This is a genomic window from Stenotrophomonas sp. FW305-C-20-S1, from assembly GCF_058783335.1.
Genome location: NZ_JBYTEK010000058.1, coordinates 1 through 18,647, shown reverse-complemented (window position 1 = coordinate 18,647; position 18,647 = coordinate 1). Strand labels below are relative to the sequence as shown.

Annotated in this window: 16 protein-coding genes and 1 pseudogene; 8 read left to right on the top strand and 9 right to left on the bottom strand. The window is 67.3% G+C overall.

What is annotated here, in order from left to right:
• Nucleotides 1–74 precede the first annotated feature (74 nt).
• The 4 genes from AC3WTC_RS19650 to AC3WTC_RS19635 form a co-directional block, all read right to left on the bottom strand.
• Complete coding sequence (locus AC3WTC_RS19650) at nucleotides 75–1,877, bottom strand: DUF885 domain-containing protein (protein WP_492712348.1); 1,803 nt, start codon at nucleotides 1,875–1,877, stop codon at nucleotides 75–77.
• Nucleotides 1,878–1,953: 76 nt separating this feature from the next.
• Nucleotides 1,954–2,469 carry a cytochrome c oxidase assembly factor Coa1 family protein gene (locus tag AC3WTC_RS19645; RefSeq protein WP_032976843.1) on the bottom strand — a complete coding sequence of 172 codons (516 nt, stop codon included), beginning with the start codon at nucleotides 2,467–2,469 and terminating at the stop codon, nucleotides 1,954–1,956.
• Between the two features lie 25 nt (nucleotides 2,470–2,494).
• Nucleotides 2,495–4,720, bottom strand: a complete 2,226-nt coding sequence (locus tag AC3WTC_RS19640; protein WP_492712346.1) for a S9 family peptidase — start codon at nucleotides 4,718–4,720, stop codon at nucleotides 2,495–2,497.
• Nucleotides 4,721–4,877: 157 nt separating this feature from the next.
• Nucleotides 4,878–5,567 (bottom strand): glutathione binding-like protein, encoded by a 690-nt coding sequence (locus AC3WTC_RS19635; protein WP_080149600.1) that lies wholly within the window; start codon nucleotides 5,565–5,567, stop codon nucleotides 4,878–4,880.
• Nucleotides 5,568–5,680: 113 nt separating this feature from the next.
• Here AC3WTC_RS19635 and AC3WTC_RS19630 point away from each other — a divergent pair, with 113 nt between their 5' ends.
• Both AC3WTC_RS19630 and AC3WTC_RS19625 read left to right on the top strand, forming a co-directional pair.
• Complete coding sequence (locus tag AC3WTC_RS19630) at nucleotides 5,681–6,307, top strand: TIGR00645 family protein (RefSeq protein WP_032976840.1); 627 nt, start codon at nucleotides 5,681–5,683, stop codon at nucleotides 6,305–6,307.
• A gap of 201 nt (nucleotides 6,308–6,508) precedes the next feature.
• Complete coding sequence (locus AC3WTC_RS19625; protein WP_025877557.1) at nucleotides 6,509–7,516, top strand: energy transducer TonB; 1,008 nt, start codon at nucleotides 6,509–6,511, stop codon at nucleotides 7,514–7,516.
• A gap of 74 nt (nucleotides 7,517–7,590) precedes the next feature.
• On the opposite strand, the gene AC3WTC_RS19620 is transcribed toward AC3WTC_RS19625, so the two are convergent.
• Nucleotides 7,591–7,845: a hypothetical protein gene (locus tag AC3WTC_RS19620; protein ID WP_492712344.1), complete on the bottom strand. Its 255-nt coding sequence runs from the start codon at nucleotides 7,843–7,845 to the stop codon at nucleotides 7,591–7,593.
• 75 nt (nucleotides 7,846–7,920) lie between these two features.
• Here AC3WTC_RS19620 and AC3WTC_RS19615 point away from each other — a divergent pair.
• A pseudogene (locus tag AC3WTC_RS19615) lies at nucleotides 7,921–8,723 on the top strand (AraC family transcriptional regulator).
• 72 nt (nucleotides 8,724–8,795) lie between these two features.
• Here the strand turns inward: AC3WTC_RS19615 and AC3WTC_RS19610 are convergent.
• From AC3WTC_RS19610 to AC3WTC_RS19600, 3 genes are read right to left on the bottom strand one after another with little or no spacing between them, the layout of a single operon-like run.
• On the bottom strand, nucleotides 8,796–9,980 hold the full coding sequence (locus AC3WTC_RS19610) for an ABC transporter permease (RefSeq protein WP_025877563.1): 1,185 nt from the start codon (nucleotides 9,978–9,980) through the stop codon (nucleotides 8,796–8,798).
• A complete protein-coding gene (locus AC3WTC_RS19605; protein WP_025877565.1) occupies nucleotides 9,977–10,723 on the bottom strand; it encodes an ABC transporter ATP-binding protein in 747 nt (248 codons plus the stop codon). Before AC3WTC_RS19605 ends, AC3WTC_RS19610 begins: the two co-directional genes overlap by 4 nt.
• Entirely contained in the window at nucleotides 10,720–12,246 is a 1,527-nt protein-coding gene (locus tag AC3WTC_RS19600; protein ID WP_492712342.1) for an alpha/beta hydrolase, read from the bottom strand. The genes AC3WTC_RS19605 and AC3WTC_RS19600 overlap by 4 nt, the downstream gene beginning before the upstream one ends.
• Nucleotides 12,247–12,517: 271 nt before the next feature.
• Between AC3WTC_RS19600 and AC3WTC_RS19595 the strand changes: the two genes are divergently transcribed.
• From AC3WTC_RS19595 to AC3WTC_RS19585, 3 genes are all read left to right on the top strand, one after another.
• Complete coding sequence (locus AC3WTC_RS19595) at nucleotides 12,518–13,003, top strand: DUF1203 domain-containing protein (protein WP_492712341.1); 486 nt, start codon at nucleotides 12,518–12,520, stop codon at nucleotides 13,001–13,003.
• A gap of 236 nt (nucleotides 13,004–13,239) precedes the next feature.
• Nucleotides 13,240–14,409 carry a lytic polysaccharide monooxygenase gene (locus AC3WTC_RS19590; RefSeq protein WP_492712340.1) on the top strand — a complete coding sequence of 390 codons (1,170 nt, stop codon included), beginning with the start codon at nucleotides 13,240–13,242 and terminating at the stop codon, nucleotides 14,407–14,409.
• A gap of 215 nt (nucleotides 14,410–14,624) precedes the next feature.
• Nucleotides 14,625–15,797, top strand: coding sequence for a lytic polysaccharide monooxygenase (locus tag AC3WTC_RS19585; protein ID WP_492712338.1), 1,173 nt, complete (start codon nucleotides 14,625–14,627; stop codon nucleotides 15,795–15,797).
• A gap of 65 nt (nucleotides 15,798–15,862) precedes the next feature.
• Here AC3WTC_RS19585 and AC3WTC_RS19580 read toward each other — a convergent pair whose 3' ends face one another.
• Entirely contained in the window at nucleotides 15,863–16,612 is a 750-nt protein-coding gene (locus AC3WTC_RS19580) for a ferredoxin--NADP reductase (protein ID WP_080149594.1), read from the bottom strand.
• A gap of 84 nt (nucleotides 16,613–16,696) precedes the next feature.
• On the opposite strand from AC3WTC_RS19580, the gene AC3WTC_RS19575 reads away from it, so the two are divergent.
• Together AC3WTC_RS19575 and AC3WTC_RS19570 are read left to right on the top strand one after the other, a co-directional pair.
• A complete protein-coding gene (locus AC3WTC_RS19575) occupies nucleotides 16,697–17,665 on the top strand; it encodes an ABC transporter ATP-binding protein (RefSeq protein ID WP_051501690.1) in 969 nt (322 codons plus the stop codon).
• Nucleotides 17,662–18,462, top strand: coding sequence for an ABC transporter permease (locus AC3WTC_RS19570; RefSeq protein WP_025877578.1), 801 nt, complete (start codon nucleotides 17,662–17,664; stop codon nucleotides 18,460–18,462). Before AC3WTC_RS19575 ends, AC3WTC_RS19570 begins: the two co-directional genes overlap by 4 nt.
• Nucleotides 18,463–18,647 lie beyond the last annotated feature (185 nt).

The following is an 18,647-nucleotide window of genomic DNA, read 5'->3' as shown; positions in this document are numbered from 1 at the left end:
CCCCCCCCCCCCCCCCCCCCCCCCCCCCCCCCCCCCCCCCCCCCCCCCCCCCCCCCCCCCCCCCCCACTACCGGTCAGTTCTTCCTGTATTTCGGGATGAACTGCTGCTGCACGGCTTCGGCCAGCTGGTCCGGCGGCAACAGGCCCTGGTCGAGCAGGAAGTTGTTGAACGCCAGGCGGTCGAACTTCGCGCCCAGTGCCAGCTCGGTCTGCATGCGCAGTTCGAGGATGCGGGTGTAGCCGTAGAAGTAGCTGCCCGCCTGGCCCGGCATGCGCACCATGTAACGGTCCAGTTCCTGGGTGGCCATCGCCTTGGACAGACCCACCTGCTCGATCAGCACGCGCTCGCCGTTGGCACGGTCGGTCAGGCCGAGATTGAGCATCGGGTCCAGCATCGCGCGGGCGGCACGCAGCAGGCGGAACTGCAGCGCGATCATCTGCCCGTCCAGCGGCTCGTACGGCACCATCTCCGCCTCGGCATACAGCGCCCAGCCTTCCACATTCACCGAATTGAACGCGAACATCGTGCGCGCCAGCGACACGCCACGCTCGACCATCGCGGTGAACTGCAGCTCGTGGCCCGGACGGCCTTCATGCGCGCTCAGCGTCCAGGCCGCCGAACCGAAGTTGAAGTCGTCGTACTGCGCACCCGCACCGGCGGCCGGGTTGCCCAGCGGCAGCACGAAGGTGCCCTGCTGCCCGGTGTTGTTGACCAGCGGCGCAGGCAGGAAGTGCGGTGCCGGGCTGGCAGCGCTTTCGGCGGCCGAACCCAGGCGCATCTGCATCGCGCGCTGCGGCACGTCGACGATGCGGTGTTCGCGGATCAACGGATCGATGGCATCGATCACCTTGCGGTAGTGGCCTTCAAGCTGGTCATCGGCAATCTTCTCGCCCTTCAGCGCGCGGATCACCGCCACCGGGTCGCTCGGATCACTGACCTTCAGGCCCTTCTCTTTCACCACCAGCGGCGCCAGCTGGCGCATCGCCGAGCGGGTTTCCATGAACTCCAGCTGCGCGCGCTGCATCAGCAGCTTCGGGTCGATATCAATGCCGACCTGCTTGAGCTGGTAGGCGTACAGCGGAGCCGGCAGGCGCGCATCGGCACGTGCCTTCGGCAGCACCTCCTTGCGGGTCCATGCGGCGTAGTCCTTCATCTGTGCGGCAAGCGCCTTCATCGCCTCGTCGGCACCAGTGACCTGGTACTTCTTCAGCAACGACTCGATGCCGGTGATGTAGGTCTCGACGTTGTCCAGCGACTGCTGCACTTCTATCTTCGTCGGCTGCAGCAGCGTGCTGTCCTTCAACCGCTCTTCGTAACGCTGGCGGGCCAGCGTGGTGAACGCGGTGCCGCCCGGCTGCAGGCCCGCATACGCCTTGAGGCGATCGACCGCCTTGGCCCGGCGCTCGGCCGGCACCTGGTCGGACAGCAGCAGGTTGAGGCCGCTGAACACGCTCTGCGGCGCATCACGCCACGGCAGCAGGTACTTCTGGTTGAGCTCGCTGCCCTCGATGCTTTGGTTGGCGGCGGCGATCATGATCTCCAGGTCCTGGCGGACGTTGGGATCCTTCTCGCTGGCCAGCTTGGCCTTCAGTTCGTCGCGGGCCTTGGCCATCGCGGCGCGGTAGCGCTGGTCGTTGTCCGGGCCGAGGTCGGCGACCTTGTCGTCATAGCCGGGCACGCCGAAGAAGCCGGTCTCCTCGGGCTGGAACGGCCCCTGCGCATCCAGCAGGATCTGCGCCAGTGCATTGCTGCGCGCGACCCAGGCCGGGCTGGCCGGCGTGGAGGCCTTGGCGGCCGGTGCGGCCAGGGCCGGTGGGGCCGACAGCAGCGGGGCGGCGGTCAGGGCCAGGGCGATGGCAAGCGCGATCGGCTTCATGGAGCACTCCAGGACAGGGTTGCCCGCACCCTACGCGCTCACGGCGGTGGCGACAATCGGCCGGAGGTCACGCCATCTACAGCGCTGCCGTCAGCGCGCATTCGCCACGATCGCGACAGGCCTGCAGTTCGCATTCGCCGGCCGCCTCGGCATCATCCAGCGCGCTCAGGTCGAAGGTCTGCTTGTCTTCGGCCAGCACGTACATCACCGGGTAATCCCACACGTCGTCGCTGCGGGTGCCCTTCACGAACAGGCGGCCGTGCGCATGCGGCCCTTCCAGCGCCACGGTCAGGCCAACGTCGCGCTCGCCGTTGATGGCGGTCTGCATGCTGCCCAGCGGCAGCGTGCCGGCCTGCAGCGGTTCCCCGAACACCTGCACCAGTTCGACGCTGCAGCCGGCGCGGCGCATGGCCTCGCGCATCGGCGCACTGTCGTGCGCGGCCTCGGTCCAGCGCAGCAGGCTCCAGGCGATGGCGCCGCCCAGTGCGGCCAGGAACAGCAGCACCGCCAACGGCATCGCCCAACGCCAATGCCGGCACCACCAGCCGGAAGCCAGGGTGGAGGGCGCAGGAATCGGCGGCGGCAGGGTCATGGGCGGGCTCCTTCCCGGATGATGATCAAGGTTTCAGGCAACGCCCCAGGAAAGCTTCGGCAACGCGGTAGCGATGCAGTGCGTCGGCACCGGACAGGCCGTGCTTGGCACCGGGGTAGGTCATCAGTTCAAACGGCTGGCCGCGCTTCTGCAGCGCGCTCATCAGGCTGGTCGAATTGGTGAACAGCACGTTGTCGTCGGCCATGCCGTGGATCAGCAGCAGCGGCGAGCGCAGGCCCTCGATGTGGGTCAGCACGCGTGCTTCGCGGTAACCGGCGTCGTTGCGCGACGGCAGGTCCATGTAGCGCTCGGTGTAGTGGCTGTCGTACAGGCCCCAATCGGTGACCGGTGCGCCGGCCACGCCACAGGCGTAGCTGTCCGACGCCTTGGCCAGCAGCATCAGGGTCATGTAGCCGCCGTTGGACCAGCCCTGCACGCCGATGCGCGCCGGGTCCACCCACGGCTGCTGCTTCAGCCAGGCCACGCCGCGCAGCTGGTCGGCCACTTCCACCGTGCCCTGCTTGCCATACAGCGCGCCACCGAAGTCACGGCCGCGGCGCGGTGTACCGCGGTTGTCCAGCGAAAACACCACATAGCCCTGCTGGGCCAGGTACTGGTTGAACAGATGGTCGCCACGGCCAGGCCAGCTGTCGGTGACGGTCTGGCTGGCCGGGCCGCCATACACGTACACCGCCACCGGGTAGCGCTTGGCCGGATCAAAGCCTGCCGGCTTGATCACGCTGTAGTTCAGCGGCGTCCTGCCGTCGGCCGCGGTGAGCGTGCCGAATTCGACCGGGCGCTGCGCGTCGCGGTAGCGTGCATACGGATGCTTGGGATCGGCCAGATCGTTCTCGACCAGGGTGGCGATCTTCTCGCCATTGGCGCGGAACAGTTCGATCTGCGGCGGCGTGCTGCTGTTGGACCAGCTGTCCACGTACACGCTGGCGTTGCGCGCGAAGCTGGCGCTGTGCATGCCTGGCGCCTTCGACAGGCGCTGCGGCTGGCCACCCTGCAGTGGGACGGCGTAGATCTGGCTTTCGCGCGCCGATTCGATGCCGGCGCGGAAGTACGCCAGGCCGGCCTTTTCATCGACCGCCAGCAGTTCATCCACCGACCAGTTGCCGTGGGTCAGCGCGGTGGCCTTGCCCTTGCTGTCGATGCGGTACAGATGCTGGAAGCCGGTGCGCTCGGACGACCACAGCACGCTGCCGTCATCGAGGAAACGCAGGCTGTTGTGCAGCGGCACCCAGGTCGGGCTGGTCTCGTGGGCCAGCACGCGCTGCTGGTTCGAGGCCAGGGTGACTTCCACCAGGTCGAGCTTCTTCTGGTCGCGCGACTGGCGCTGGAAGCTCAGGTGCTGCGGATCGCGCCAATCGACGCGGGCCAGGTAGATGTCCTGTTCCTTGCCGAGGTCGATCCACTGCGTCTGCGAATGTTCGGCCGGCGAGATAACACCCAGCTTCACCTGCACGTTGGCATCGCCGGCGGCCGGGTAGCGCTGTTCGATCACATCGGTGCGGTCGGCATAGACTTCGTAACGCTTCTGCACCGGCACCGGGCTTTCATCGATGCGGGCGTAGGCGATGGCCGAATCGTCGGGTGCCCACCAGTAACCGGTATGGCGATCCATCTCTTCGTCGGCGACGAATTCGGCGACACCGTTGCCGATGGTCGTGCTGCCATCCCCGGTCAGCTGCATCTGCTTTCCGCTGGCCAGGTCGATTACCCACAGGTTGCGGCCGCGGATGAAGCTGACGAAGCCGCCCTTGGGCGACAGCTTGGCGTCGGTGGCAAAGCCTTCGCCGTGGGTCAGCTGGCGCACCGCGGCCTTGCCTTCCTGCTTGAGGTCGTACAGGTACAGCTCGCCACCCAGCGGGAACAGCAGGCGCTGCGCGTCCGGCGACCACTGGTAGTCGACGATGCCGGTCATGGCGGCGATGCGCTGGCGCTCGCGGCGGGCCTTTTCCTCGTCGCTGAGGGTTTCGGTGCCGGGCAGCACCACCTTCGAATCCACCAGCAGGCGGGTCTGGCCGCTGCCGATGTCATAGCTCCACAGGTCCAGCTGGTTGCGGTCGCTGTCCTTGCCGCGCAGGAAGGTCACGCGCGAACCATCCGGCGCCACCTTCGGCTTCATCAGGGTCGGGCCGGACAACGGCAGCGGGCCGGTGATGGCTTCCAGGGTGAGTTTTTCAGCGTGGGCGACGGTACTGGTGGCAAGCATGAGGGCGAGCGAGGCGAACAGATGGCGCATGGAGGATCCCGGCAAACGGCAGGTCCGCCACCGCGACAGGCGCGGGACGGTCAGCGTCCATCCTAACCAAGCCGGTGCAGGAAGACAGCATGACCTTCTGCCCATGAGGTCTTCCCATAATGAGTGCCGACCAACGGTCGGCACCCACCTTCCCGGGTCAGCGCTTGCCGAACAGGTGCCTGCGCTCTTCGTCGCTGAGCGGCTTGCCCGCGTCCGGGTTGACCTGCTGGCGCAGCGCATAGGCGCGCTGGGTCGCCGGGCGGGCGGCGATGGCCTGGTGCCAGCGCTTGAGGTTCGGGAACGCGTCGAAGTCCGCCGGCAGCTTGTCGTAGGCGCCAACCCACGGGTAGCTGGCCATGTCGGCGATGGTGTACTCCTCGCCGGCCAGGAAGGCGTGCTCGGCCAGGCGCTTGTCCATCACCCCGTGCAGGCGGCGCACTTCATTGTCGTAGCGCTCGATCGCGTACGGGATCTTCTCCGGTGCGTACACATTGAAGTGGCCCATCTGCCCGCTCATCGGGCCCAGCCCGGCCATCTGCCAGAACAGCCATTCCAGGGTGGTGACGCGGCCACGCGGGTCGGCCGGCAGGAAGCGGCCGGTCTTCTCGGCCAGGTACAGCAGGATCGCACCGGACTCGAACACGCTCAGCGGGGCACCGCCGTCGGCCGGGGCGTGGTCGACGATGGCCGGCATCTTGTTGTTGGGGGAAATGGCCAGGAATTCCGGCTTGAACTGGTCGCCCGAACCGATGTTGACCGGATGGATGCGGTACTCCAGGCCGGCTTCTTCCAGCAGCAGGGTCACTTTGTGGCCGTTCGGGGTAGGCCAGTAATACAGGTCGATCATGGCGGCGGCTCTGGGGTACGGAAAGGAACCTGAAGTCTAGTGCGTGCGTTGGCTTGGCACCGTCATGGCGGGCCGGTAACCTCGCCTCTCCCCCGAAACGCAGCATCCTCCGCATGAGTGCAAACCGTCCGCCGCTCTCCCCGCTGTCCACCCTGATCTTCGCCTCGCGCTGGCTGCAGCTGCCGCTGTACCTGGGTTTGATCGTTGCCCAGTGCGTCTATGTGTTCCTGTTCGGCAAGGAACTGTGGCACCTGATCTCGCACTCGGTGTCGATGGGCGAGCAGCAGATCATGCTGATCGTGCTGGGCCTGATCGACGTGGTGATGATCTCCAACCTGCTGGTGATGGTGATCGTCGGCGGCTATGAAACCTTCGTCTCGCGCCTGCGTCTGGAAGGCCACCCGGACCAGCCGGAATGGCTGAGCCACGTCAACGCCAGCGTGCTGAAGGTGAAGCTGGCGATGGCGATCATCGGCATCTCCTCGATCCATCTGTTGAAGACGTTCATCGCCACCGGCGCGCTGGGCGGTATCCCGCTGTGCACCCCGGAGCAGATGAGCGTGGCTGCCGCCAACATCGGCGTAGCGCGCTGCTCGATGCTGACGGCCGACGGCGTCCTCTGGCAGACCATCATCCACTGCGTGTTCATCCTGTCGGCCATCGGCATCGCGTGGACCGACAAGCTGATGTCCGGCAGCCACGACAAGGCTGAGAGCCACGGCAAGTCTGCCGTCCATTGATCCCAATCCCGGTGGCGGTCCCTGTGCCGCCACCGGCCCGCTACGCCTGCCCTTGTGCGCAGGTGAGGCCGGGATGCTAGATTGCACCCTCGCTACAGGCGACGGTGACGCTGGGAAACGTCCCCCGCCACGCCCGGACCTTGCGTCCCGGCCATGCGTATCTACGTTTTTCGTAACGTCGTCTTCTTAGAGGGGAGCAGGATGTCGCACGTCGCAATGATCGCTGCCGCGCGCCGGTGGTTGCCGGTCGCTCTGGCTTTGGCCCTGGCTGCCTGCTCGGGCAAGGATGAAACACCGGCTCCGGCCGCGCAGGGCGCCGCCGCTCCCGCCGCTGCAGCACCAGCCGCACCGGCAGTGGCCGCCAAGGTGCAGTCGATGGGTACCGAGCAGCTGCGCGAATCGGCCAGCCAGGCACTGCGCGAGAACCGCATGTACGCCCCGGCCGGCGACAACGCCATCGAGTACTACCTGGCACTGCGCGACAAGACGCCGGACGATGCCTCGGTGAAGAGCGCGCTGACCGATCTTCTGCCGTACACCCTGATCGCCGCCGAGCAGCATCTGGGCCGCGAGGATTTCACTGAAGCGCAGCGGCTGGTCGCCCTGATCGAAAAGGTCGATGCCTCGGCCCCGGCCCTGCCGCGCCTGAAGGAAGGCCTGACCAAGGGCGTGCAGGTTGCCGCCAAGCGCACCGAAGACGAGACCGAGAAGGTCAAGAAGGACGCTGAAGACCGCACCAAGCAGCTGGCCGAGCAGCAGCGCCTGACCGAACAGCGTGCCAAGGAAGCCGAAGCGGCCAAGCAGATTGCTGCGCAGCAGGACGTTGCCCGCCGTGACAGCGAGCGCCAGGAAGCCGAGCGCCAGGCTGCCGCGCGTCGCGATGCCGAGCAGAAGCAGCAGCAGGCCGCTGCGCAGCAGGCCAACGCCGCCCGCCAAGCCGCGACCGCCGCTGCGCCAAGCCTGCGCCCGGTCAGCACGCCAGCCCCGCGTTACCCGGCCGAAGCACTGCGTTCGGGTACCTCCGGCGAAGTCCTGGTGGAGATCACCGTCGGCACCGACGGCTCGGTGACCAATGCGCGCGTACTGCGCGCCACGCCATCGCGTGTCTTCGATCGCGAAGCCCTCAACGCGGTCAAGCGCTGGCGCTTCGAGCCGGTGACGGCCCCGGTCACCACCCGCCGCACGCTGGTGTTCGCACCGGGCGGCTGATGCCCAAGGCGGTAGCGCCGGGCCGCGCCCGGCGGTTCTGGAGCAAGGCCCGGCATGTCCGGGCCTTGTGCGTTTCAGGCTGCGCTGTCGATCAACCGTTGCAGCGCAGGATCACGCGCGGTCAGCACCTGGAACAGGCCCAGCGCGTGCAGCCCGGGCAGCAGGCCGCGCAGATCAGCTTCGGCGGCGGCACGGAGGTCGGCATCACGGGCCGGGTCCTGCCACTCCCGCACGGTGGCGAGAAAGGCGCCGACGCTGCCCTTGCGTACGGTGAGGCCGTTCACCTGCACCTCGTTCTGGTGGTCGGAAAGGATGTCGTGCGGCTGCATGGCGTGCTCCTGGGAGGTGGACGCCCAGTGTCGACGCTCGCCACCGGCGGTTCTGCCGTATAACTGCCAATGGATATGGCAGAACAGACATTCCAGACACCACTGATCGACCCTGCGTTGGCTGAGGCCAGCGGCGGGCCGGCCCTGCTCGGCACGCAGCTGGCGATGCCGGGTTCACGGCGCACCGCCCGCCCCAGCACGCGCGCGGGCAACTGCTGGGCGCCCACACCGGCCTGTTGCGGATCGAGGTGGGCGACACCCACTGGCTGCTTCCGGCCGGGCACGTGGCGTGGCTTCCGCCACAGCAGCCGCATGCGCTTTCCAGCATCGGCAGCTTCGATGGCTGGAGCCTGTACTTCAGCAAGGCGGCCTGCGCGGGACTGCCCAATGCACCGCGCATCTTCCAGCCCAGCGACCTGCTGCAGGTGGCGGTGCCGCGGGCACTGCACTGGTGCGGGCAGGCGTTGGATGCGGGGCAACAGCGCTTGGCTGGGGTGATCATTGATGAGATCGCCGCCGGCACGCCATTGCCGCTGGCACTCCAGCAACCCAGCGACCGCCGCCTGCGCCGCATCGCCGCCGCCCTAGCACGTGCGCCACATGACACCCGCACCGTCGAGGATTGGGCAGTCGCCAGCGGCCTGTCCAGTCGCAGCCTCGCCCGCCGCTGGCAGGCCGAAACGAACATGACCCTGACCCGCTGGCGGCAGCGCCTGCGCGTGCTGCTGGCGCTGCCGCGATTGCTGGCCGGTGAATCCGTCACTACCGTGGCGCTGTCATTGGGCTACGACACGCCCAGCGCTTTCATCGCGATATTCAAGCGCGAGATGGGAGTGACGCCGGCGCGGTATGCAGAAGGAAACGCTTCACAGCGCTGAAATGCACGAGGCCCGGCATGACCGGGCCTCGTGCCACATCCGCCGGGCATGGCCCGGCGCTACCGGTTCCACTCAGCCGGAAATCGCCAGCCGCTCGTTGTGGTAGCGGCGCACGGCGGCGAACCACAGCACGGCGGCCAGCGCCAGGCTGGCGCCGAGGTAGATCGCCCAGATGGTCGGGCTGATGTCCTCGTGGCGGATCACCTTCAGCAGCATCTGGTTCTGCGACAGGAACGGCACCGCGTACTGCCACAGCTCGCTCTTCACCGGGTAAGCCATCAGCGCGTAGCCGGGCAGCATCGGCAGCAGCACCAGCCAGGTCATGTGGCTCTGCGCTTCCTTCATGCTCTTGGCCGCAGCCGAGAGGAAGGTCAGCAACGAGGTGCCGATCAGCAGCATCGGCACCATCACCAGCAGCATCTGCAGCATCGAGCCGATGTTCATGTTGAGCTGCCGGCCGACGTTGCCGGGCGCGATCTGTGCGCTGGCCTTGAACGCAATCAAGGTCAGCAGCAACGAGGCGAAGCCGACCACGCAGGCGGCGGCGATCTTGCCGCTGACGATGGCACTGCGCGATCCCGGGGTCGCCAGCAACGGCTCCAGCGATTGCCGTTCGCGCTCGCCGGCGGTGGCATCCATCACCAGGTAGGCGCCGCCGATGAACGAGGTCAGCGTCAGCAGCACCGGCAGCAGCATCGACAGCATCATGCCGCGCTTGGCCTCGGCACTGGCCATGTCCTGGGTGGCCACATCCAGCGGTCGTGCAACCTGTGCGTCGACGCCACGCGCCATCAGCCGCAGCGCACCAACCTGGCCGTTGTAGGTTGCCAGGGCCGCCTGCAGCCGCGCACTGGGCACTTCGGCGGCACGACGGGTGCTGTCACGGATCACTTCCACCAGCGCGGGCTTGCCATCGGCCCAGTCCTTGCCGAACTCAGGGCTGATGCGCAGGGCGACGTCGATCTCCTGCGAGCGGATCGCTTCGGCCAGATCCTTCGGTGCCGGCGCGGCGTTCAATCCCTGCGCCGCCAGGAAGCGCACCAGGTTCGGCGCATTCTCCGCACCGATGGTCGGGATCTGCAGCGGCTGTTCGATCTGGATCCGCACGCGGCTTTCAGCCAGCTTGCCCATGCCCAGGATCAGCAGCGGGTACAGCACGGGGCCGAACAGCAGGGTCAGCAGCAGTGTGCGGCGGTCACGCGAGAGGTCGCGCAGTTCCTTGCGCATCACCGTCATCAGGGTCGACATCATGCTCATGCGTGCAGGCCCTCTTCGCTGCCGATCAGTTTCACGAACGCATCTTCCAGGTTGGGCTCGCCGGACTGCGCGCGCAGTTCATCGGCACTGCCGGCGGCCATCACCGTACCCTTGGCGATGATCACGATGTGGTCACACAGCGCACCGACCTCCTGCATGATGTGGCTGGACAGGATCACGCAGCGCCCTTCCTCGCGCAGGCCCAGCAGGAAGCGGCGCAGCGCGCGGGTGGTCATCACGTCCAGGCCGTTGGTGGGCTCATCAAGGATCACGTTGCGTGGGTCGTGCACCAGCGCGCGGGCAATGGCGGTCTTGGTGCGCTGGCCCTGCGAGAAGCCATCGGTCTGCCGATCGAGGATGTCGGCCATGTCCAGCGCATGCGACAGCACTTCGATGCGTTCGCGGATGCGCGATGCGGACAGGCCATGCAGCTCGCCGAAGTAGGCGATGTTCTCGCGTGCGGTCAGCCGCTTGTAGACGCCACGTGCATCCGGCAGCACGCCGAGGTGGCGACGCACTTCCACCGGATCGCGGGCCGCGTCGATGCCATCGACGGTGATGCTGCCTTCATCGGGCGTCATCAGCGTGTACAGCATGCGCATGGTGGTGGTCTTGCCGGCGCCGTTCGGCCCGAGCAGGCCGGTGATGCGGCCGTCCTCGGCGCGGAAGCCGACATCGGCCACCGCCTGGATGCGACCGGTGCGGGTATTGAAGGCCTTGTGCAGGTTGTCGGCGACGATCATGGGGCCCATCCGTTGAACGAGGTGAACGCCGGCACGTAGCTCAGCGTGTCCAGGCAGCTGGCATCCAGCGCCTTGGCATCGGTGGTGTCGATGAACTGGCCGAGCAGGCGTGGCATGCAGCCGGCGGTGAGGGTGCCGTGGCCTTGGCCGCGGGCAACCAGCGCGCGTCCCTTCGGCAGGCCCTTGAGCACCTGCTCGGCGTAACGCGGCGGCGTCACCGGGTCCAGTTCGCCGGACAGCAGCAGCACTGGCAGCTCGCTGTGCAGCGGCACTGCCGCAGCCGCCGCGGCCGGTTGGTGCGGCCACACCGGACAGGCGGCGAAGAACGCGCGCGCCACTTCCGGGCCGACCAGGCTGTCGCTGCTTTCGGCCGGCGCCTGGTAGCGCGGAGCGTCTTCGCTGCAGATCACCGACCACTGCATGCCGCGGTTGATCTGGAAATCCATGCTGCGGGTCGCACCGCGCGCCAGCGACGCCAGTGGTGCATAGCGACCCTGTGCCGCTTCATCCAGCACCAGCGGCAACAGCGAGGAGTACTGCGGTACGTAGGAGAAGGCGAACGCCAGGCCGACCACGCTGTCCGGGGTCAGCACCTCCTGCCGCGGTGCGTTGGTGCCGGGGTCGCGGTAGTCGACCGTGACCGGCGCGCGGCGCAGGGTTTCCACCACGCTGCGCAGCTGCGCACGGGTGTCGACCGGAAAGCGCTTGCTGCAGACAGCGTCCTTGCGGCACTGCTCGGACTGCAGGGTGATCGCGTTGTCGAAGGTCGTGGCGAAATCGCCGCCGACCACCAGCTCGTTCGGTACCACGCCATCGATCACGATGCTGCGGGTGTGCTGCGGGTACGCGGCCGCGTAGCGCTGGGCAACGCGGGTGCCGTACGAGCCACCGACCAGGTTCAGCGTGTTGGCGCCCAGCGCCTGGCGTACCGCGTCCAGATCGGCGATGGCTTCGGCGGTGGTATAGAAGCGCGGGTCGGCACGGCCCTTCAGCGACGCAGCGCAGCGCTCCGCGTACTCGCGCAGCAGCGCCTCGCTGGGCGCAGCGTCTTCATCCATCGGCAGCTCCTTGCCGTCCGCGCCCAGGCAGCTGAGCGGATTGGAGCCGCCGGTGCCGCGCTGGTCGATCAGGAAAATGTCGCGCTGCTTGCGCACCTGGCGCAGTGCCGTATCGACGATGACGGCCACCTCGCTGGCCGCTTGGCCAGGTCCGCCGGCCAGGAAGAACACCGGGTCCGGCAGGCCCGAACCGCTGTTGCCCGACTCCAGCCAGGCCACGCGCAGATCGATCCTGCGGCCATCCGGCCTGCTCCGGTCTTCGGGCACCTGGAACGTCGCGCACTGCGCCTCGACGTTGGCATTGGCGCCTTCGGTGGCCAGCGTGCAGGGGCGGAAATCGATCTGGCCGTAGCGGCGGCTGGGTGTATCGCCCGCGCCGTCGGACCCTGCCTGCGGCGGTGCACTGCAGCCGGCAATCAGCATGCTGGCCAGCAACCCGGCCCGCGCGAAATGGTGTCTTTGCATCGTGCGTGATTCCCCTGGGGATGTTCCTGTCCACCACGACGGTGTGCCGCGGCAGATGTGACCAATCGAATGTGACCCAACTTACACGCGCCGGGCGCTGGCGGCGACAGGCGGATGTCCTGGGCCGGCGTCGGCACGGCCACCAGGCGGTTGCGACCCTCGTCCTTTGCCCGCTACAGGGCGGTATCGGCCAGCGCGATGAGGTGGCGGAAAATGGCGAGCAGGCGGCCCGTGGCGCCGGCAGAATGCGCGCAGAACCGGGAGACACTCCATGCATCCGTGGCAACTCAGTGGCATCGACCACCAGCCGTTCGAGGCGCTTTTCGAATCCAGCGACGATGCGCTGGCCACGCGGGGAATCGTGCGCCGGCGCGCCGGCGACAGCGGCGGCTACCCCTGCAGGGTCAGCCTGACCGACGCGCCTGCCGGTGCAGAACTGCTTCTGCTGCCCTACACACACCTGGCCACGCATTCGCCATACCGCGCCTCGGGCCCGATCTTCGTGCAGCGCGGTGCAACCCGCTGCGTGCTGCCAGCGGGCGTGGTACCTGCCTACGTGCAGCGTCGGCTGATCTCGGTGCGCGCCTATGACAGCGCGGACTTCATGCTGAGCGGCCTGGTCTGCCAGGGCACCGAGGTTGCCACGCACCTGGACCGGCTGTTCGCCGATACAACGGTGGCCTTCGTGCAGCTGCACAACGCAGGACATGGATGCTTTTCGTGCCAGGTGAATCGGGTCGGCCCCCCGCGGCAATGACGTTGCACGGGAACGTGATCGTCGCCGCGCCGCAGGCGTGACCGCCAGCGTGTTCGTTCAGTGTGGCGTGAAGCCTGCGGGAAGGGCTTCACACACGTAGTCACGGATCGGCATTGACGTGGTTTCCCACTGCGTGTTGCAGCTCGATACTCGCGGCGGTACCGCTCCTCGTCCGTCGCGCGATACGGCGTGGGTGCTGCGGTCACCGCTCCCTTCGACGACCACAAGGATGCGCCATGTCTCTGCGATACACCCCATTGCTGTTGGCCACCGTCTTCGTTGGCGCCGGTGTTGGGGTTGCCGGCAACGCCGCTGCACACGGCACGATGATCACCCCGGTCAGCCGCGTCTATGCCTGCTTCCAGGGCAACCCGGAGAACCCCACCAACCCGGCCTGCGCGGCCGCCAAGGCAGTGGCCGGCTCGCAGGCGTTCTACGACTGGAACGGCATCAACCAGGCCAATGCCAACGGCAACCATCAGGCCGTGGTGCCCGACGGCAAGCTGTGCAGCGGCAACAACCCGACCTTCCGCGGCCTGGACCTGGAGCGCAGCGACTGGCAGACCACACCGATCCAGCCCGATGCGAACGGCAGGTTCACCTTCGTGTTCAAGGCGACCGCCCCGCACGCTACGCGCGACTGGAAGTTCTACGTCACCCGCGCCGGCTGGCAACCGGGCAGCCCGCTGCGCTGGGCCGACCTGCAGGAATTCTGCTCGCTGGGCAACACGCCGCTGTCGGCCGATGGCACCTACAAGCTGCAGTGCACGCTGCCGCAGCGCAGCGGCCAGCATGTGATCTACAACACCTGGCAGCGCGCCGATTCCACCGAAGCGTTCTATACCTGCATGGACGTGCGCTTTGAAGGCGGCGGCGGTACCACGCCGGTGCCGCAGTGGCAGGATGCCGGGCCGGTGACTGCACGTACCGAGCTGCCGGTGGGCACCACCCTGGCGCTGCGTGTGTTCAATGCCAACGGCAACGACGTGGAACGCGTGGAAGCCACCTTGGCCGCAGGCCAGACCACGCCGGCGCAGTGGCCGTTGGCGCTTGCGCGCAAGGTCAACGCCATTGCCCAGCATGCGCGCGTCGGCGTACTCAGCAACGGCGCGATCACGCCCACCGCCTCGGCCACCGACAACCGCGTGTACCTGAAGGATGGCAATCGCTTCCAGCTGGACACCAAGGTGCCAGATCCGGGTACGCCGTCACCCGGCGGTGATTTCGACCATGTGTATCCGGCCGGTATCGGCAGCTACGTGCCCGGGCAGACCGTGGTGAAGAGCAGCGACGGCAAGCTGTACGCCTGCCGCCCGTTCCCGGAAGGCGCGTGGTGCAACGTCAATGCCGAGGCGTACCGGCCGGGTGTGGGTTCGGCCTGGCGCGATGCCTGGCTGCCGTACTGAGTGACTGAGTGACTGAGCGGGGGTGGCGCGCGCGTGCCGCCCCGCTTCTGCAATGGGGCAGAGGCAGGCCTGCGGGTCCGGCTTGAAGTGTTAACCCGTTCGCGCAGGCACTGCACATCCCGTCGCAGCCTGCAGCTTTTCGGAATCGTTGAATGGTTAGCGCTGTGCATCGTGTGGAGACTCGCTGGACCTTCCACCGTCCACAGGACCCCATCATGCAACCGCTCAATCGACTTGCTCTCGCGGTGGCTGCCATCGCCAGCCTGGGCGCCTCTGCCAGCGCGCTGGCACACGGCACCATGTCCAAACCCACCAGCCGGGTGTACGCCTGCTACCAGGGCAATCCAGAGCAGCCGACCAACCCCGCCTGTGCTGCGGCCAAGGACATCGGCGGCGCACAGCCCTTCTACGACTGGGCCGGCATCAACCAGGCCAATGCCAATGGCAACCACCAGGCAGTCGTTCCCGACGGCGAGCTGTGCAGCGGTGGCAACAGCAAGTACCGCGGCCTGGATCTAGACCGGTCCGATTGGTCGACCACGCCGATCCGCGCCGATGGCAACGGCCGTTACACCTTTGAATTTCTTGCCTCTGCCCCGCATGCCACCCGCGAATGGAAGTTCTACGTCACCCGCGATGGCTGGCAGCCGGGCAGCCCGCTGCGCTGGGCCGACCTGCAGGAGTTCTGCACGCTGGGCGACGTCCCGTTGTCCGCGGGCGGTGTCTACAAGCTGGACTGCCCACTGCCCCAGCGCAGCGGCCAGCACCTGATCTACAACACCTGGCAGCGCTCGGATTCGGCCGAGGCCTTCTATACCTGCATGGACGTGCGTTTCGAGGGAGGCGGTGGCGTCGAGCCGCCACCGCAATGGCAGGATGCCGGTCCGGTCACCGCCCGCGGCGCGCTGGAAGTGGGCACCACCCTGACCCTGCGCGTGTTCAACGCCCAAGGCAACGATCTGGAGCGCCCGGAGATCACCCTGGCCGCCGGCCAGACTGCGGCGAACCAGTGGCCGCTGGCTCTGGCCCATGTGGTCAACGCCAGTGCACAGCAGGCGCGCGTTGGTGTGATGGACAATGGTGTGATCAGGCCGATCGCCTCGGCCACCGAGAACCGCGTCTATCTGAAGCCGGGTCATCGGTTCCAGCTCGACACACGCGTTCCGGATCCGGTCGATCCTGTGGATCCACCGCCGGGTGGCGACTACGACTTCGTGTACCCGGCCGGACTTGGCAGCTACAAGCCCGGCGAGACCGTGGTGAAGGGCACCGACGGCAAGCTGTACGCCTGCCGCCCGTTCCCGGAAGGCGCGTGGTGCAACGTCAACGCCGAGGCCTACCGGCCGGGCGTGGGTTCGGCCTGGCGCGATGCGTGGGTGCCGTACTGAGGCATGGTCCCGGGGGCGGCGTGATGCCGCCTCCGGTGCGTGGGGTTGCCGGCCAGCGGCCGGCACTACTTGCTGCTGACGTACTTCTCGCGGCGGATCTGCGGATTACCCAGGCCCGCCGCCTTCAGCGCTTCGGCGCAGGCGTCGACCATGTCCGGGTTGCCGCACAGGTAGGCGATGTCGGTGGCCGGGTCCGGCGTGAACGCCGCCAGCGCCTGCTGCACATAGCCATGGTGTACGTCCGGGTGCGGCTCGGCCGGCAGTTCCCGCGACAGGCAAGGCACATAACGGAAGTTCGGGTGCTTTTCGGCGAAGCTGTAGAAGTCTTCGCTGTACAGCAGCTCCCCCGGGCTGCGGGCGCCCTGCAGCAGGACCACCTGCACGCCACGCTCGGCCATCGCCGTTGCCAGCAACGGCAGCATCGAGCGGTACGGGGTGACGCCGGTACCGGTGGCGATCAGCAGGTAGCGGCCGTTGTGGTCGCCCGGGTTCAGGCAGAACCGACCGTAGGGACCGGACGCGCTGACCTGGCCACCGATGTCCAGCGCCTCGAACAGCGCCGTGGCGGCGCCACCGGGTACGAAGCTGACCGCGATATCCACCGCCTCGCCTGGCCCCAGCGCGTGGTCATGGATGGTCGCCAGCGAATAGCTGCGCTTGGTTTCGGTGCCATCGGCGTAGCTGAAATGGACCTGGATGAACTGGCCGGGCTGGAAATCCAGCGGCTGGCCGTCGTCACGCACGAACTGGTAATGGCCGATGGAGGGCGCCAGCATGCGGCGGTCGACCAGTTTGATGGGGAATTGGACAGGCACGACTTTTCGGGACAGTGTGTAGCCGGGGCAAGCCCTCGGGGTCTTCTATAATAGACCTTCCCCGCCCCTCTCCAGCGCCAGCCCATGGGCGCGAAGGCTTCGAGCTTGGCTTCCCTGAACGATACGGCGCCCGCCCTGCGCGTGCGCGACCTGCGTAAAACCTATGACAACGGCACCCAGGCCCTGAAAGGGGTCTCGCTGGAAGTGGCCCCGGGCGACTTCTTCGCCCTGCTGGGCCCGAACGGTGCCGGCAAGTCCACCCTGATCGGCATCATCAGTTCCCTGGTCAACCTCAGCGAGGGCCAGGTGGAAGTGTTCGGCAGCGACCTGGTGCGCAACCGCAGCGCCACCATGCGCCTGATCGGGCTGGTGCCGCAGGAGATCAACTTCAACCTGTTTGAAAAGCCCTTCGACATCCTGGTGAACTACGCCGGCTTCTACGGCGTGCCGCGCGCCGAAGCCGAGCAGATGGCCGAAGTCGAGCTCAAGCGCGCCCACCTGTGGGAGAAGGCGCAGGTGATGAGCCGCACCCTGTCAGGTGGCATGAAGCGCCGGCTGATGATCGCCCGCGCGATGATGACCCGGCCGCGCCTGCTGATCCTGGACGAACCGACCGCTGGCGTGGACATCGAGATCCGCCGCGACATGTGGCGGGTGCTGAAGGAGATCAACGCCGCCGGCACCACGATCATCCTCACCACCCACTACCTGGAAGAGGCCGAGCACCTGTGCCGCAACCTGGCCATCATCGACCACGGCCAGATCGTCACCCAGGGCCCGATGCGCGAACTGCTGGCCAAGCTTGACGTGGAAGGCTTCCTGCTGGACATCGACGGCACCCTGCCCGCCCAGTTGCCGGTGATCGAGGGGGCAACCCTGACCGCCACCGACGGCCATACGCTGGACATCGACATGCCACGTGCGATGGACCTCAACCGCGTGTTCGAGGCACTGAACGCGGCGGGCATCCGCGTGCGCTCGATGCGTACCAAGAGCAACCGCCTGGAGGAACTGTTCGTGCGCCTCACTGGCAACCAGGAGACGTCCGCATGAGCAGCACCCCGACCCCGGTCCTGACCGACGGCCAGCGCAACCGCATCGCACTGATGACCATCGTGCGCCGCGAAGTCGCCCGCATCATGCGCATCTGGGGCCAGACCCTGGTACCGCCGGCGATTACCATGACCCTGTACTTCCTGATCTTCGGCGGCCTGATCGGTTCGCGCGTGGGCGACATGGGCGGCTACACCTACATGCAGTTCATCGTGCCGGGCCTGGTGATGATGAGCGTGATCCAGAACAGCTACGGCAACATCAGCTCCTCATTCTTCGGCGCCAAGTTCGGCCGCCACGTGGAAGAGCTGCTGGTCAGCCCGATGCCGAACTGGGTGATCCTGTGGGGCTACGTGGCCGGTGCGGTGCTGCGCGGCCTGATGGTGGGCGTGATCGTGCTGATCATCGCGATGTTCTTCACTCCGGTGCGCATCCCGCATCCGCTGGTGACGCTGACCACGGTGATCCTGGGCGCGACGATCTTCTCGCTGGCCGGCTTCATCAACGCGGTGTATGCGAAGAAGTTCGATGACGTGGCGATCGTGCCGACCTTCATCCTGACTCCGCTGACCTACCTGGGCGGCGTGTTCTATTCGGTGGAGCTGCTGCCGCCATGGGCGGAGGCGGCCACGCACGCGAACCCGATCTTCTACATGGTCAACGCGTTCCGCTATGGCCTGCTGGGCAGCAGCGATGTGCCGGTGGTGGTGGCGTATGCGCTGATGATCGGTTTCGTGGTGGTGCTGACGGCGCTGGCGCTGTGGTTGTTGCGCCGTGGCGTGGGCATGCGCAGCTGAGGCTGTTCTGCAGGGCCTGCGGCCCTGCACCCGCAGTGGTAGGTAGTGCCGGCCGCTGGCCGGCAACAGCAACAGCAACAGCAACGTCAAACGCGGACTATCCGTGGGATGGCGGGGTGGGTCCGGTTGCGGGGGACGCCGTAAACCCATCCCTGGGGGCTTGGCCGCGGCATCCATGCCGCGGA

What these genes read in the sequence shown, in the direction of transcription:
- AC3WTC_RS19650 (WP_492712348.1), bottom strand. Translation starts at nt 1,877, where the DNA reads ATGAAGCCGATCGCGCTTGCCATCGCCCTGGCCCTGACCGCCGCCCCG.
- AC3WTC_RS19645 (WP_032976843.1), bottom strand. Translation starts at nt 2,469, where the DNA reads ATGACCCTGCCGCCGCCGATTCCTGCGCCCTCCACCCTGGCTTCCGGC.
- AC3WTC_RS19640 (WP_492712346.1), bottom strand. Translation starts at nt 4,720, where the DNA reads ATGCGCCATCTGTTCGCCTCGCTCGCCCTCATGCTTGCCACCAGTACC.
- AC3WTC_RS19635 (WP_080149600.1), bottom strand. Translation starts at nt 5,567, where the DNA reads ATGATCGACCTGTATTACTGGCCTACCCCGAACGGCCACAAAGTGACC.
- AC3WTC_RS19630 (WP_032976840.1), top strand. Translation starts at nt 5,681, where the DNA reads ATGAGTGCAAACCGTCCGCCGCTCTCCCCGCTGTCCACCCTGATCTTC.
- AC3WTC_RS19625 (WP_025877557.1), top strand. Translation starts at nt 6,509, where the DNA reads ATGTCGCACGTCGCAATGATCGCTGCCGCGCGCCGGTGGTTGCCGGTC.
- AC3WTC_RS19620 (WP_492712344.1), bottom strand. Translation starts at nt 7,845, where the DNA reads ATGCAGCCGCACGACATCCTTTCCGACCACCAGAACGAGGTGCAGGTG.
- AC3WTC_RS19610 (WP_025877563.1), bottom strand. Translation starts at nt 9,980, where the DNA reads ATGAGCATGATGTCGACCCTGATGACGGTGATGCGCAAGGAACTGCGC.
- AC3WTC_RS19605 (WP_025877565.1), bottom strand. Translation starts at nt 10,723, where the DNA reads ATGATCGTCGCCGACAACCTGCACAAGGCCTTCAATACCCGCACCGGT.
- AC3WTC_RS19600 (WP_492712342.1), bottom strand. Translation starts at nt 12,246, where the DNA reads ATGCAAAGACACCATTTCGCGCGGGCCGGGTTGCTGGCCAGCATGCTG.
- AC3WTC_RS19595 (WP_492712341.1), top strand. Translation starts at nt 12,518, where the DNA reads ATGCATCCGTGGCAACTCAGTGGCATCGACCACCAGCCGTTCGAGGCG.
- AC3WTC_RS19590 (WP_492712340.1), top strand. Translation starts at nt 13,240, where the DNA reads ATGTCTCTGCGATACACCCCATTGCTGTTGGCCACCGTCTTCGTTGGC.
- AC3WTC_RS19585 (WP_492712338.1), top strand. Translation starts at nt 14,625, where the DNA reads ATGCAACCGCTCAATCGACTTGCTCTCGCGGTGGCTGCCATCGCCAGC.
- AC3WTC_RS19575 (WP_051501690.1), top strand. Translation starts at nt 16,697, where the DNA reads ATGGGCGCGAAGGCTTCGAGCTTGGCTTCCCTGAACGATACGGCGCCC.
- AC3WTC_RS19570 (WP_025877578.1), top strand. Translation starts at nt 17,662, where the DNA reads ATGAGCAGCACCCCGACCCCGGTCCTGACCGACGGCCAGCGCAACCGC.